The 12,761-nt window shown below is 75.3% G+C and carries 15 protein-coding genes, 4 tRNA genes and 1 riboswitch; of the genes, 2 read left to right on the forward strand and 17 right to left on the reverse strand.

Going from position 1 to position 12,761, the window contains the following annotated elements; translation table 11 throughout:
- Positions 1-93 precede the first annotated feature (93 nt).
- Positions 94-609 (forward strand): hypothetical protein, encoded by a 516-nt coding sequence (locus ACH9D2_RS10520; RefSeq protein ID WP_396362781.1) that lies wholly within the window; start codon positions 94-96, stop codon positions 607-609.
- A gap of 76 nt (positions 610-685) precedes the next feature.
- Here ACH9D2_RS10520 and ACH9D2_RS10525 read toward each other — a convergent pair whose 3' ends face one another.
- From ACH9D2_RS10525 to ACH9D2_RS10605, 17 genes are all read right to left on the reverse strand, one after another.
- Entirely contained in the window at positions 686-865 is a 180-nt protein-coding gene (locus ACH9D2_RS10525) for a hypothetical protein (RefSeq protein ID WP_396362782.1), read from the reverse strand.
- A gap of 91 nt (positions 866-956) precedes the next feature.
- Positions 957-1,721 carry an imidazole glycerol phosphate synthase subunit HisF gene (gene hisF / locus ACH9D2_RS10530; protein ID WP_396362783.1) on the reverse strand — a complete coding sequence of 255 codons (765 nt, stop codon included), beginning with the start codon at positions 1,719-1,721 and terminating at the stop codon, positions 957-959.
- Positions 1,722-1,765: 44 nt separating this feature from the next.
- Positions 1,766-2,611, reverse strand: a complete 846-nt coding sequence (hisG, locus tag ACH9D2_RS10535; protein ID WP_396362784.1) for an ATP phosphoribosyltransferase — start codon at positions 2,609-2,611, stop codon at positions 1,766-1,768.
- Positions 2,612-2,670: 59 nt separating this feature from the next.
- The gene (locus ACH9D2_RS10540; RefSeq protein ID WP_396362785.1) at positions 2,671-2,934 is read right to left on the reverse strand and encodes a phosphoribosyl-ATP diphosphatase; all 264 of its coding nucleotides are present in this window, start codon (positions 2,932-2,934) and stop codon (positions 2,671-2,673) included.
- A gap of 70 nt (positions 2,935-3,004) precedes the next feature.
- The gene (ribH, locus tag ACH9D2_RS10545) at positions 3,005-3,484 is read right to left on the reverse strand and encodes a 6,7-dimethyl-8-ribityllumazine synthase (protein WP_396362786.1); all 480 of its coding nucleotides are present in this window, start codon (positions 3,482-3,484) and stop codon (positions 3,005-3,007) included.
- Positions 3,481-4,206 carry a GTP cyclohydrolase II RibA gene (locus ACH9D2_RS10550; RefSeq protein ID WP_396362787.1) on the reverse strand — a complete coding sequence of 242 codons (726 nt, stop codon included), beginning with the start codon at positions 4,204-4,206 and terminating at the stop codon, positions 3,481-3,483. The genes ribH and ACH9D2_RS10550 overlap by 4 nt, the downstream gene beginning before the upstream one ends.
- Complete coding sequence (gene ribB, locus ACH9D2_RS10555) at positions 4,203-4,877, reverse strand: 3,4-dihydroxy-2-butanone-4-phosphate synthase (RefSeq protein WP_396362798.1); 675 nt, start codon at positions 4,875-4,877, stop codon at positions 4,203-4,205. The genes ACH9D2_RS10550 and ribB overlap by 4 nt, the downstream gene beginning before the upstream one ends.
- Positions 4,877-5,554, reverse strand: coding sequence for a riboflavin synthase (locus ACH9D2_RS10560; protein ID WP_396362788.1), 678 nt, complete (start codon positions 5,552-5,554; stop codon positions 4,877-4,879). The genes ribB and ACH9D2_RS10560 overlap by 1 nt, the downstream gene beginning before the upstream one ends.
- Before the next feature lie 92 nt (positions 5,555-5,646).
- Positions 5,647-6,705, reverse strand: coding sequence for a bifunctional diaminohydroxyphosphoribosylaminopyrimidine deaminase/5-amino-6-(5-phosphoribosylamino)uracil reductase RibD (gene ribD / locus ACH9D2_RS10565; protein ID WP_396362789.1), 1,059 nt, complete (start codon positions 6,703-6,705; stop codon positions 5,647-5,649).
- Between the two features lie 115 nt (positions 6,706-6,820).
- A riboswitch (FMN riboswitch) is annotated at positions 6,821-6,984 on the reverse strand.
- A gap of 67 nt (positions 6,985-7,051) precedes the next feature.
- Positions 7,052-7,717, reverse strand: coding sequence for a ribulose-phosphate 3-epimerase (gene rpe / locus ACH9D2_RS10570; RefSeq protein ID WP_396362790.1), 666 nt, complete (start codon positions 7,715-7,717; stop codon positions 7,052-7,054).
- A gap of 34 nt (positions 7,718-7,751) precedes the next feature.
- The gene (locus tag ACH9D2_RS10575; protein ID WP_396362791.1) at positions 7,752-9,350 is read right to left on the reverse strand and encodes a transcription antitermination factor NusB; all 1,599 of its coding nucleotides are present in this window, start codon (positions 9,348-9,350) and stop codon (positions 7,752-7,754) included.
- Positions 9,347-10,270, reverse strand: a complete 924-nt coding sequence (gene fmt, locus ACH9D2_RS10580; RefSeq protein WP_396362792.1) for a methionyl-tRNA formyltransferase — start codon at positions 10,268-10,270, stop codon at positions 9,347-9,349. Before fmt ends, ACH9D2_RS10575 begins: the two co-directional genes overlap by 4 nt.
- A gap of 41 nt (positions 10,271-10,311) precedes the next feature.
- A complete protein-coding gene (gene def / locus ACH9D2_RS10585) occupies positions 10,312-10,896 on the reverse strand; it encodes a peptide deformylase (protein ID WP_396362793.1) in 585 nt (194 codons plus the stop codon).
- A 74-nt stretch (positions 10,897-10,970) separates the two neighbouring features.
- Positions 10,971-11,825: a cytochrome gene (locus ACH9D2_RS10590; protein WP_396362794.1), complete on the reverse strand. Its 855-nt coding sequence runs from the start codon at positions 11,823-11,825 to the stop codon at positions 10,971-10,973.
- A gap of 194 nt (positions 11,826-12,019) precedes the next feature.
- A tRNA-Val gene (locus ACH9D2_RS10595) sits at positions 12,020-12,094 on the reverse strand.
- Between the two features lie 49 nt (positions 12,095-12,143).
- A tRNA-Cys gene (locus ACH9D2_RS10600) sits at positions 12,144-12,214 on the reverse strand.
- Positions 12,215-12,274: 60 nt separating this feature from the next.
- Positions 12,275-12,347, reverse strand: a tRNA-Gly gene (locus tag ACH9D2_RS10605).
- Positions 12,348-12,646: 299 nt separating this feature from the next.
- Here ACH9D2_RS10605 and ACH9D2_RS10610 point away from each other — a divergent pair.
- A tRNA-Val gene (locus ACH9D2_RS10610) sits at positions 12,647-12,718 on the forward strand.
- Positions 12,719-12,761 lie beyond the last annotated feature (43 nt).

Genomic DNA, 12,761 nt, shown 5'->3' on the forward strand with positions numbered 1-12,761 from the left:
CGTCGGCGCGCCCGTGGCCCTGCCGGGGGCGGGCCGCGGGGCCTATGGTGGGAGCAGGACCAGTTCGGCGACGGCGGGCGGGACACCAGGACGATGCATCCCAGGACGATGACGGCGCGGTGGCGCGCGACCCCGGGCACGGCGGCGGCCGCGCTCGTCGTCGTGCTGCTCGGCGGGTGCGGGAGTCCCGGCACACCGGGTCCCCCGACCGGCTCCCCTCCGGGCACGGCGCCCACGGCCACGCCGGCGACCTCCCCCGCAGGGACGCCCGGTCCCGCCGGGCACGGCCGGTGGGGCGCCTATCCGGACCGGCGCGAGGCGTGCGCGGCGGTCGCCGACGACCTCCTGGCGCTCGCCCTCCTGCCGGCCGGCCTCTCGGCCGGTCCGAGCGTGGCGGAGGTCCAGGACGTCGAGGACGAGGTCGAGGCGGTGCTCGAGGCCGCTCCCCCGGCGCTGGCCGCGGACCTCGCGCGGGTGCAGCTGCTGGTCGACTCCTACGGCGAGACCCTGGCGGAGGACCCGTCGGCACGCTTCGACGGGCAGGCGCTCGACGAGGCGCTCGCCCCCGTGCGGGAGTGGCTGGACGAGACGTGCCGCAACGGCGGCTGAGCCGGAGGGCTCGGACGCGGGGCCTCCGCACACGTGCGGGAGCGGCCCCGGGACGGGGCCGCTCGCCTGCGGTGTCCTAGCGGCGGTTGAGGAGGCCCCGCAGCTTGCCGCCGAGACCGCGGCCGCCGGACCTGCCCGCGCCCGCCTGTCCCGCGGTGTTCATCCCGCGGGTGGCACGGCGACCTCCGCCGGCTCGCCCGGTGGTCCCCCCGCCGCCTCGCCCGGTGACGTTCCTGATGATGCTGTTCAGTCCCACGGTGGACTCCTTCGTGGTCGGCCTGTCGAGCGACTGTCGTCAGCTCACTGTCGACTCTACGCCCGGTGGCCTCCCCGGGCTACGGGGCAGTTCAGCGGACCTCGTGGCCCGCGGCGCGCAGCGCGTCCTTGACCTCGCCGATGGCGTGGACGGGCCCGAAGTGGAAGATCGAGGCGGCGAGCACGGCGTCGGCGCCCGCCTCCACGGCCGGCGGGAAGTGCTCGGGGGCGCCCGCGCCGCCGGAGGCGATCAGGGGCACGTGCACCCGGGCGCGCACGGCGCGGATCATCTCCAGGTCGAATCCCTCCTGCGTGCCGTCCGCGTCCATGGAGTTGAGCAGGATCTCGCCCACGCCACGGTCCTCGGCCTCCTGCGCCCAGTCCAGGGCGTCGAGTCCGGTCAGCGTGCGTCCCCCGTGCGTCGTGACCTCGAAGCCCGAGGGGGTGTTGCCCGTGCGCCGGGCATCGAGGGAGAGGACGAGCACCTGGCTGCCGAAGTGCCCGGTGATCTCGTCGATGACGGCGGGACGGGCTACCGCGGCGGTGTTGATGGACGCCTTGTCCGCGCCGCAGCGCAGCAGCCGGTCGACGTCGGCGACCGCGCGGACGCCGCCGCCCACGGTGAGCGGGATGAAGACCTGCTCGGCGGTCCGGGAGACCACGTCGAAGGTCGTCGCCCGGGCCGCCGAGGACGCCGTGACGTCGAGGAAGGTCAGCTCGTCCGCGCCGGCCTCGTTGTAGCGCTTGGCGAGCTCCACCGGGTCACCGGCGTCGCGCAGGTTCTCGAAGTTCACGCCCTTGACGACTCGACCGGCGTCGACGTCCAGGCACGGGATGACACGTACGGCAACGCCCACGGGCGGCACCTCCTCGGCTGCGGGTATGGGACGGGCGGGCGGGATCAGATCCGGGCGGCCTGGATCGGGGAGACCAGGATGGCGCGGGCCCCGACGTCGTAGAGGGCGTCCATGACCTTGTTGGTCTCGGACTTGGGGACCATGGCACGCACGGCCCAGGCGTTGCCGCGGCCGAGCCGGGAGATGGTGGGCCCTTCCATGCCGGGGGTGATCTGGGTGGCGGCCTCGACGTACTCCTCGGCGACGTCGTAGTCCATCAGCACGTACTGCCGGGCCACGAGCACGCCCTGCAGACGGCGCCGCAGCACGGCCAGGCCCTCGGGCTCGGTCGCGGCACGGCTGCGGATGAGCAGCGCCTCGGAGGTCATGATGGGCTCGCCGAAGACCTGCAGGCCCGCGGCGCGCAGGGTGTTGCCGGTCTCCACGACGTCGGCGATCGCGTCGGCCACGCCCAGCCGGATCGAGGACTCCACGGCGCCGTCGAGGCGGACCACGGAGGCCTCCACTCCCCGCTCGGCGAGGTAGTCGCGCAGCAGGCCGTCGTAGCTCGTGGCGATCCGCCGGCCCGCCAGCTCGGCGATGGAGGAGAACTCTCCCGCCGGTCCGGCGAAGCGGAACGTGGACCGGGCGAAGTCCAGCCCCAGGTCCTCGTCGGCGTGGGCGCCGGAGTCCAGGAGCAGGTCCCGGCCGGTGATCCCGACGTCGAGGATGCCCCCGCCCACGTACACCGCGATGTCCCGGGGCCGCAGGTAGAAGAACTCGACGTTGTTCTCGGGGTCCACGAGCACCAGCTCGCGGGAGTCCCGGCGCTGCCGGTAGCCGGCCTCCTTGAGCATGGTGACGGAGGACTCGGACAGGGCGCCCTTGTTGGGCACTGCGACACGCAGCATGGGGTTCCTTCTCGGCTCAGGGGCTTCGGTGGGGCGGGGACGCCGGTGCGGCGGGGCGCTCAGAGGTGGCGGTAGACGTCCTCGAGCCGCAGGCCCTTCGCAACCATCATCACCTGCACGTGGTAGAGCAGCTGCGAGATCTCCTCCGCGGCCTGCTCCGACGTCTCGTACTCGCAGGCCATCCAGACCTCGGCGGCCTCCTCGACGACCTTCTTGCCGATGCCGTGCACGCCGGTGTCGAGCTCCCGGACCGTGCCGGAGCCCTCCGGTCGGGTCTCGGCTTTGTCGCTGATCTCGGCGAAGAGGGTCTCGAAGGTTTTCACGACTACCAGGGTAATGGGTCCGCGACGGCCTCCCGACCGGCCGGGGCCCGCACGGCGCGCGGAGCGCGGCTCAGACGCCGAGGGAGCGCAGCAGCAGCGCGGTCTGCACCGCGGCGGTCGTGGCCTCGTAGCCCTTGTCCTCCTGGGAGCCCTCGAGCCCGGCGCGGTCGAGGCCCTGCTGCTCGGTGTCGCACGTGAGCACGCCGAAGCCCACGGGCACCCCGGTGCGCACCGACACGTCCGTGAGGCCCTGCGTGGCCGCCGAGCACACGTAGTCGAAGTGCGGGGTGCCGCCGCGCACGACCACGCCGAGGGCCACCACCGCGTCCAGGCCCGGGGCGAGGCGCGCCGCGGCGACGGGCAGCTCGAAGCTTCCGGGCACGCGCACGACCGACGCGTCCCGCACGCCCGCGTCGGCCAGCGCGCGGCGGGCGCCGTCGAGCAACCCGTCCATGATCACCGTGTGCCAGCTCGAGGCGACCACGGCGACGCGCAGACCGCTCGCGTCGGCGGTGCTGAGGTCGATGTCGGGGGCTCCGTGTCCGCTCATGGGGTGAGGTCTCCTGTGCTGTCGGTGGTGCTGTCGGCGGTGCCGGCGGCCCGGCCGGCGGGGCCGGCCGCTCCGGCTTGGTGGGCGGTGCTGTCGTCGACGTGGCGCAGGCGGTGCCGCATGCGGTCCCGCTTGGTCACGAGGTAGTCGTGGTTCTCCGGGCGGGCCGGCACCTCGTTGGGCACCATCGCGACGACGTCGATCCCCAGGTCGGCCAGGCGTTCGGCCTTGGCGGGGTTGTTGCTCAGCAGGCGGATCCGGGTCAGCCCGAGCCGGTGCAGGATGGCCGCCGCCGCGGTGTAGTCCCGGGCGTCGGCGGGCAGGCCGAGCAGCTCGTTCGCCTCGACCGTGTCCGCCCCACCGTCCTGGAGCTTGTAGGCGCGCAGCTTGTTGACCAGGCCGATCCCCCGGCCCTCGTGGTTGCGCAGGTAGAGCAGGGTGCCGCCGTCCTCCGCGATCCGCCGCAGGGCCAGGTGCAGCTGGGGCCCGCAGTCGCACCGGTAGGAGCCGAAGACGTCCCCCGTGAGGCACTCGGAGTGCAGCCGCACGAGCGGCGGACGGCCCACGGGCACGCGGTCCGGGGACGGCGCGGTGAGGCTGAGGTGCTCGGCGACCGCGTCCCCGGGCCCGCCCGGCAGCTGCCAGCCGATCACCTCGAAACGGCCCTCGGGCGTGGGCACGACCACGGGCTCGGAGCTGACCAGGGGGGCGTCCGGCCTCATCGGCGGTCCTCCTGCAGGTGCGCCGCCAGGTCCTCGATGCTCACGAGCGGGATGCCGTGCCGGTCGGCGAAGGCCCGCAGGGCGGGCAGGCGCATCATCGAGCCCTCGTCGTGGACGAGCTCGGCGATCACGCCGACCGGCTCGAGTCCCGCCAGGGAGCACAGTTCGACGGCGGCCTCGGTGTGCCCGCGGCGGGCGGCGACCCCGCCGTCGGCGGCGCGCAGGGGCAGCATGTGCCCGGGCCGGGTGATGTCCCCGGGGCCGGCCGCGGGGTCGGCGAGCACCCGGGCGGTGAACGCGCGGTCGGCGGCGCTGATGCCGGTGCTCACCCCGTGGCGGGCGTCGCACGTGACGGTGTAGGCGGTGCCCTTCGAGTCCTCGTTGACGTCGACCATCGGGGGCAGCCGCATCGCGTCGGCCCGCGCGCCGGTCATGGGCACGCACACGACCCCGGAGGTGTGCCGGATCGTGAAGCCCATCAGTGCGGGCGTGGCGTGCTCGGCCGCGAACACGATGTCGCCCTCGTTCTCCCGGTCGGCGTCGTCCACGACGACGACGGCCCGCCCCTGGGCCATGGCCTCGACGGCCGCGCCCACGGCATCGAGCCGGATCTCCCCGGTCGTCCCGTCCCCGCCACGGCCCGTTCCCTCGTGGGTGCTGCTGGTCCGCATCATGCTCCTTCTCCTGCCGTGGGCCGGGCCGTCCCCGGCGCCGGGGTGCTGTCGGTCCGGGCGAAGGCCAGCAGGCGCTGGGCGTACTTCGCGAGGACGTCGACCTCGAGGTTGACGGTGGCGCCGACGGGGCGGCGCCCGAGGGTGGTCTCCGCGAGGGTCGCCGGGATGAGCCCGACCTCGAACCAGTGGTCCGTGGCCGCGGGCGCGCTGACGGCCGTCACGGTGAGGGACACGCCGTCGACGGCGATCGAGCCCTTCTCGGCGACGAACGGGGCCAGCTCGGCGGGCACGGCGACCCGGACCCGCTCCCACTCCCCCAGGTCCTCCCGGGCCGAGACCGTGCCGGTGCCGTCCACGTGGCCCTGGACCACGTGCCCGTCGAGCCGTCCCCCGGCGGGCACGCAGCGCTCCAGGTTCACGGTGTCTCCCGCGGCCAGCGCCCCGAGGTTGGTGCGCACGAGCGTCTCGCCGATGACGTCGGCCAGGAACTGCCCGGAGCCGATCTCCTCGGTGCGGGTGGCCGTGAGGCAGACCCCGTTGACGGCGAGGGAGCCGCCGTGCGGCAGGTCGGCGACGAGCGGCCCGGCGTCCACGAGGAGGCGGGCGCTCGTGCCGTCCGGGCGGGGGTCGACCGAGCGCACGGTGCCCTGGCCGGCGACGATTCCTGTGAACATGCGGTGCTTCCTCTGTCTCTCGGTCTTCGGTCTCTCGGTCCCGGGCCCTTCGGCCCGGAACGTCTCTGGTCGTGGCCCGGCGCGGGCGCCGCTCAGTCCGGGGGCACGGGCCGCAGGTGGATCCACAGGTCCGGGCCGAGCTGCTGCACGGGTCCTCCGCCGGCGGGGTCGAGCCGCCACCGGGAGCCGTCCGCGAGGGTGCCGATGCCCAGCTCCGCGAAGGCGGGCCGCCCCGCGCCGAGCACGAGGGGCGCCTGGTACAGGCTGAGCTCGTCGACGAGACCGGCGCGCAGGAAGCCCGCGGCCACCGTGGCCCCGCCCTCGATCAGCACGTGGCGCACACCGGCGTCGTAGAGCTCGGCCAGGGCGGAGTGGGGGTCGTGGGTCGCGACGTGCCGGAAGCGCCCGTCGGTCCCGCGGATCGCGGCGTCCGCCGGCACGGGGCGCAGACCCATGGCCACGCGCAGGGGCTGCCGCGGGACGGGTCCGCCGTCGCCGGTGCGGGCGGTGAGCCGGGGGTCGTCGGCCAGGACCGTGCCGCTGCCCACGAGGACGGCGTCGGCACGGGCGCGCAGGTCGTGGCCGTGCTCGCGGGCCGGCGACGACGTGATCCACCGGCTGGTCCCGTCCGCGGCGGCGATCCGGGCGTCGAGGCTCTGGGCGACCTTGAGGGTCACGAACGGACGCTGGGCGCGCATCGTCTCGCCCCAGCGGTCGTTGAGCCGCTCCGCCTCCTCGGCCAGCAGCCCCGCCCGGACCTCGATCCCCGCGGCCCGCAGGGTGGCGGCTCCGCCGGCGGCGGCGAGCGTGCGGTCGGGGGCGCCGTAGACCACCCGGGGCACGCCCGCCTCCACGATCGCCTCGGCGCACGGGCCGGTGCGGCCCCAGTGGTTGCACGGCTCGAGGGTCACGAACATGGTGGTGCCGCGCAGCTCGGTGCCGGCGGACACGGCGCGCTCCAGGACGTCGACCTCGGCGTGGACGGTTCCCGCCCCGCGGTGGTGGCCGACGTGCAGGATCCGGCCCTCGGCGTCGGCGAGGACGGCGCCCACGAGAGGATTGGCCCCGCGCGGGCCGCGAGCCGCCGCGTGCAGGGCGGTCCGCATGACCGACCGCTCGGCGTCGTCGCCGATCCGGTGCTGCGGGTCCATCGCGTCGTCCTTTCCCGGGTCGGTTCCGGGGCGCAGGACAACGGTGCCGCCGTCGGGACCCGCGGGTCCGGACGGCGCCGTGGCGTGCCGTCGACGGCATGCCACGAGGGCCGTTGAACGTGTTGCCTTCCATCCAGACTGTGACTGTCGGTACCGGAGTTCCACCGGTTCGGCCGGGTGACCCGCCGGTGCGGGCGCTGGGCGCCTGCACGGACGCGGTCGTCCGGTTCGCGGACTGTGACCGCCGGTTCGGACTTGCACCGACCCCGGAACACGTTGTTCGTGCCTCGATTATGTCACAGGGCGTGCCGTCGGCGTCCCCGCCACGGCGCCGCGGCCGGCCGGCTCAGGCCTGGGCGGCGCGGGCCGCCCCGCGCAGGGCCGTGATCGCGGCCCCGGGGTCCCCCGCGCCGTAGACGGCGGAGCCCGCCACGAACGTGTCCGCCCCGGCCTCCGCGGCCCGCACGATGGTCTCCTCCGTGATCCCGCCGTCCACCTGCAGGGCCACCCGTCCCCCGCCCGCCCGGATCGCCTCGGCGGCCCGCCGGATCTTCGGCAGCGTGACGTCGAGGAAGGCCTGTCCGCCGAAGCCCGGCTCCACCGTCATGACCAGGAGCATGTCCAGCTCCGGCAGCAGGTCGAGGTACGGCTCCACGGGGGTCGCGGGGCGCAGTGCCATCCCGGCCCGGGCGCCGTGGGCGCGCAGCTCGCGGGCCAGCTTCAGCGGGGCGCGCGCGGCCTCGGCGTGGAAGGTCACCGACTCGCAGCCCAGCTCGGCGTAGCCGGCCGCCCAGCGGTCCGCGTCCTCGATCATCAGGTGCACGTCCAGCGGGAGGGGGCTGACGGCGAGGATCCGCTCCACCAGGGGCATACCCAGCGTCAGGTTCGGGACGAAGTGGTTGTCCATGACGTCCACGTGCACGGCGTCGGCGGTGGCGATCCGGCCCAGCTCGGCCTCGAGGTTGACGAAGTCGGCGGAGAGGATCGAGGGGTGGATGCAGGTTCGGGACACGGGGACTCCTGGTGGTGGTCGGTCGGTCGGGGCGTCAGCGCTTGCGCAGCAGGGCCAGGAACATGGCGTCCGTGCCGTGGACGTGCGGCCACAGCTGGACGGTCGCCGGTCCGGAGTCCCCCTCCCACGGGCGGGACGGGTCGCGGTCCCCCTCGAGGCTGCCGGGCAGGGCCGCGGCCCGGACCGGTTTCAGGGCGTCGACCAGCTCGGCGTCCTGGCGCCCGGCCAGCACGTCCTGGACGACGGTGACGGTCTCGGCGGCGTGCGGGGAGCAGGTGACGTAGGCGACCAGGCCGCCGGGTCGGGTGACGTCCAGGGCGGCGTGCAGCAGCTCCCGCTGCAGCGGCCCGAGCTCGGCCAGGTCCCGGGGGCTGCGCCGCCACCGCGACTCCGGGCGGCGGCGCAGCGCCCCGAGGCCGGTGCACGGGGCGTCGACGAGCACCCGGTCGAAGCCGGCCTCCTCCGCGGAGCGGCCCTCGAGCAGCTCGTCGGCGCGGCGGCCGTCCCCTGTGCGCACCGACCAGGCCCGCTCCGGGACCGGCCGCAGGGCCCGGCGCACGAGCTCGGCCCGGTGCGGGGCCACCTCGTTGGCCGTCAGGTGCGCCCCCCGCCGGTCGGCGAGCGCCGCGAGCAGGGCCGCCTTCCCGCCCGGACCGGCGCACAGGTCCAGCCAGCGCCCGCCCTCCGCGGTGCCGTCGCCGCCGTCGGCGTCCTGTCCGGCGGCGACCAGGGCACGGGCCACGAGCTGGGACCCGGCGTCCTGGACGCGGACCCCGCCCTCGCGGACCGAGGCCAGGCGGTGCAGGTCGCCGCCGCTGCTCAGCGCCGAGTCCGGGACGAGATCCCCCTCCTCCGCGCCCGCGGCGCGGGCCTCCGTGAGGTCCCCGAGACCGGGCAGGGCCACGAGGTTGACCACGGGGGCGGCGTTGTCCGCCTCGAGCAGGGCCTCGATCTCGGCGGCGTCCCGCCCGTGGGCGGTGAGCGCCTGGCGCAGCGCGCGGACCACCCACGCAGGGTGGGCGTGGGCCAGGCCGAGGCGGGCGGTACCGTCGGCGGCGTCCGCGGTCAGCTCCGCGACCCAGGCGGGCAGGTCCCGCGCCGCGACCTTGCGCAGCACGGCGTTGACGAGCCCGCCGGGGCCCGCCCCGACGACGGCCCGGACGAGGCCCACCGTCTGGTCGAGGGCGGCGTGGTCGGGCACGCGCATGGCCAGCAGCTGGTGGGTGCCCAGGCGCAGGGCGTCCAGGACCGCGCCGTCGAGCTCGCCCAGGGGGCGGTCGACGCACCGGGCCAGCACGGCGTCCCAGGTGCCCTGCCAGCGCAGTGCCCCGTAGGCCAGCTCCGTGGCGAAGCCCGCGTCCCGCCGGTCCAGGCGGTGGGCCCGGACGATCCTGGGGAGCACGAGATTGCCGTAGGCGCCCTCCTCCGACACCGCGCGCAGGGTCTCGAACGCCGCCAGCCGGGCCGGATCGGCCCGCCGCGTCCGCCCGGCGGGCGCCGAGGAGGAGTAGGCCCGGTCGGACTGCGCCGGCCGGTTGCGCTCGTGCCCCCGGGCGTTGCGCCGTGCGCCTCCCGGTCGCCGGTCGCGGTCGGCTCCCCGGTCGCCGCCCCGCCGGTCATCGCGCTCGCTCACTCGAACACCACCTCGTCCTCCGTGCTGCGGCCCCGCGCCCAGGCGGTGGCCTCCATGGTCTTCTTCCCCGACGGCTGCACCCGGGTGAGCTGGACCGCGTACGAGCCGGTGCCCACGAGCACCGCGTCACCGCGCAGGACGCAGCGTCCGGGGGCGAGCCCCCGGACGTCGGGCCGGGGCACCACGCGCTCGAGCTTGAGCCTCCGGTCGTCGAGCAGGGTCCACGCCCCGGGCTCGGGGGTCGCCCCGCGCACCCGGTGGGCCACGGCCACGGCGGGCTCCGTCCAGCGGACCCGTCCGTCCTCGGCGGTGAGCTTGGGGGCGTGGGTCACGTCGCCCTGCTGCGGGACCGGGCGGGCGGCACCGTCGACCACGGCGCGCAGGGAGTCCGCCAGCAGCGGCGCCGCGGTGCGGGACAGTCGCTCCAGGACCGTCCCGGCGGTGTCGTCGGGCCGGACCTCGTCGGTCAGGGCGCCGAGGACGGGGCCGGTGTCCAGACCGGCCTCCAGCAGGAAGGTGCTGGCGCCGACCACGGTGTCCCCGGCCATGAGGGCGCGCTGGACGGGGGCGGCGCCGCGCCACTGCGGCAGCAGGGAGAAGTGCAGGTTGATCCAGCCGTGGGGCACGGCGTCCAGTGCGGGCTGCGGGACCAGGGCCCCGTAGGCGACGACGGCGGCGACGTCCGCTCCCAGGCCCCGGATCCGCTCGGTCAGCTCGGCGTCCACCCGGTTGGCCTTGAGCACGGGGATGCCCCGCCGCGCGGCCTCCTCGGCCACGGGCGAGGGCGTGAGCACCTTCTTGCGCCCCACGGGGGCGTCGGTGCGGGTGAGGACGGCCACGATCTCGACGTCGGGCCGCTCGGCGAGGTGGACCAGGGACGGCACGGCGACGGACGGCGTGCCGACGTAGAGGATCTTCACGGCTCTCCTGACGGGTGGGGGCTGGGGGGCGGGGACCGGGCTCAGGCCGGGCGGGAGGAGCCGGCGCCGAAGGACGCTCCGGCGCCGAAGGAGGAGCCCACGTTCGCGGCGCGCTGCCCGGCCACGCCGCGCACCACCCCGTCGTAGCCGGCGGCGCGGATGGCCCGCATCGCCTCCTTCTTGGCGGGGCCCACCAGCCGGTCGACGTAGAGCCGCCCGTCCAGGTGATCGGTCTCGTGCTGCAGGCAGCGGGCCAGCAGTCCGGTGCCCTCGACGGTCACGGGTTCGCCGTGCTGGTCGACACCGGTGACCCTGGCCCAGTTCCGGCGCGGAGTGTCGAAGCCGAGACCGGGCACGGACAGGCAGCCCTCGCCGCCCTCCTGGGGCTCCTCGCCCACCTCCAGGACCGGGTTGACCACGTGCCCCTCGCTGCCCTCGACCGCCCAGGTGAACAGCCGCGCGCTCACCCCGACCTGGGGCGCGGCGAGGCCGACGCCCCCGACGTCCAGCATCGTCTCGTGCATGTCCGCGACGAGGCGGCGCAGGGCCTCGTCGAACGCCGTGACCTCCTCCGCGCGGGTGCGCAGGACGGGATCACCGATGGTGCGGATGGGCAGGACGGACATGGAGGGACCTCGCTCTCGACCCGACAAGTCTACGGGCCGCCCGTCCCCCGCGAGCACGCGGGCCGCGCCGTGCCCTACGGCTGCTCGCGCAGCGGCGGCGGCGGCACGGGCCGCAGGGCGGGGCCCGCCGCGGCGAGGGCCGTCTCCTGGGTCCACAGCCGGTGCAGGGCGCAGAACTTGTACCAGTGCTGCTCGAGCACCGTCGGGACGGCCTGCACGGGCACGACCTCCGTCTCGCCGACCGCCACCCCGAGCAGCAGGTCCGCTTTGCCGTAGGCCCACGGCTCCCAGGTGCCGGCGTCCGCGTCCACGAGGGACTCCTCCGCCTTCAGCCCGGCGACGAGCTGGGTCACGACCTTGGCATCGAGGGACTTCACCCGCCCGTCCCGGTCCGTGCCCTTCGTCTTGTAGTCGATCAGGCACACCTTGCCCGCGATCCGGGCGACGAGGTCGAGGGTTCCCGCGTAGCCCACGGTGGAGTTCCAGACCGTGACCTCCACCGCGAGCGGTTCGGGGGCGTAGAGGTCCCACCACTCGTCGAAGCGCGAGGCGAAGCGCTCCTCGCCGTGCTCCGCCAGGGCGGCCCGCGCGTCCGCCGCCCGGTGGGGCCGGCCGAGAGCCCGGAGGGCGATCTGCTCGGCGTAGGTGTGCACGCGGTCCCCGCGCGCCGCGGCCTCGTCCCGGTGCCGTTCGGCGGCCTTGGCCGCGTCGCGCACGACGGCGCGCAGCTGGGCCGGCGAGCCCAGGGCCGCGCGCAGCCGGTCGTCCCGAACGGCGGCCTGCGCAGCGGAGTAGCCGTACCAGCCGTCCAGGTCCGTGGCCGCCCGGGAGAGCACCGTGGTGATGGAGGGGACGGTCGCCTGGTCCGCGACGGACCTCGCGTACATCCGTCCGTACTCGGTCTGTTCCGCCAGCCTGGGCTGTGTCACGCTGCTCGTCGCCTCTCCCTCGCGTCCCCGGGACCCGGGGTGGTCCCGGTGCTCCGGGTCCTGGCCCGCAGGCTACCGACCGCCTCGGACACGGGCCCGGTGGCACCCGCCGTGCGGCGCCGTCCCGGCGACCGGTCCGGGACGGCGCCGGGGCACGACGAAGGCCCCGGCTCGTGGAACCGGGGCCTTCCTGGTGGTGCGCGATACTGGGATCGAACCAGTGACCTCTTCCGTGTCAGGGAAGCGCGCTACCGCTGCGCCAATCGCGCTCTACCGGCGGTCTCCGGGGAGATCGTCGAGCGTGGTGGGTGTGCACCGAGGTGGAGACGGGATTCGAACCCGCGTAGACGGCTTTGCAGGCCGCTGCCTAACCACTCGGCCACCCCACCGGGACCTGGTCCTTGCGGACAGGGCCGTCGGTCACGACATCGTTCATGCCGATCACTGCGAGCGGACGACGGGAGTCGAACCCGCGACATCCACCATGGCAAGGTGGTGCTCTACCAGCTGAGCTACGTCCGCATGTCTTGCTCGGTCGATCTCTCGATCTTCCGATCAGGAACTCTAGCACAACCCGTTCCGGCGGTGTTCGCGCCGGTCGGGGGCGTGCCGGGGTCGACGAGCGCACGATCGGGGGCGGCTTTCCAGCCGGTCCGTTCCGCGGGAGCCCGTCGGTGTTCCTGACAGGTGAAGACTGTACGGGACCGATTTCCGAAAAGCCAAATCCCTCGCGGCGGCGCCGCGGGGCGGCAGCCGGGGGGCCGCGCCCGGGGCCGAATTGGCCCGCGGCCGGGATGTGGGTTATGGTTTTCGAGCAGTGAGCGCGATTGGCGCAGTGGTAGCGCGCTTCGTTCACACCGAAGAGGTCACTGGTTCGAACCCAGTATCGCGCACGAGCAGCACACAGAGGGCCCCGGCTGGATCCAGCCGGGGCCC

Origin of the sequence: Kocuria rhizosphaericola, assembly GCF_044462205.1 — a bacterium.
Classification (GTDB): domain Bacteria; phylum Actinomycetota; class Actinomycetes; order Actinomycetales; family Micrococcaceae; genus Kocuria; species Kocuria rhizosphaericola.

Excerpts from the sequence above, each read along its gene's own strand:
- ACH9D2_RS10520 (WP_396362781.1), top strand. The coding sequence starts at position 94 with ATGCATCCCAGGACGATGACGGCGCGGTGGCGCGCGACCCCGGGCACG.
- hisG (WP_396362784.1), bottom strand. The coding sequence starts at position 2,611 with ATGCTGCGTGTCGCAGTGCCCAACAAGGGCGCCCTGTCCGAGTCCTCC.
- ribH (WP_396362786.1), bottom strand. The coding sequence starts at position 3,484 with ATGAGCGGACACGGAGCCCCCGACATCGACCTCAGCACCGCCGACGCG.
- ACH9D2_RS10550 (WP_396362787.1), bottom strand. The coding sequence starts at position 4,206 with ATGAGGCCGGACGCCCCCCTGGTCAGCTCCGAGCCCGTGGTCGTGCCC.
- ribB (WP_396362798.1), bottom strand. The coding sequence starts at position 4,877 with ATGCGGACCAGCAGCACCCACGAGGGAACGGGCCGTGGCGGGGACGGG.
- ACH9D2_RS10560 (WP_396362788.1), bottom strand. The coding sequence starts at position 5,554 with ATGTTCACAGGAATCGTCGCCGGCCAGGGCACCGTGCGCTCGGTCGAC.
- ribD (WP_396362789.1), bottom strand. The coding sequence starts at position 6,705 with ATGGACCCGCAGCACCGGATCGGCGACGACGCCGAGCGGTCGGTCATG.
- def (WP_396362793.1), bottom strand. The coding sequence starts at position 10,896 with ATGTCCGTCCTGCCCATCCGCACCATCGGTGATCCCGTCCTGCGCACC.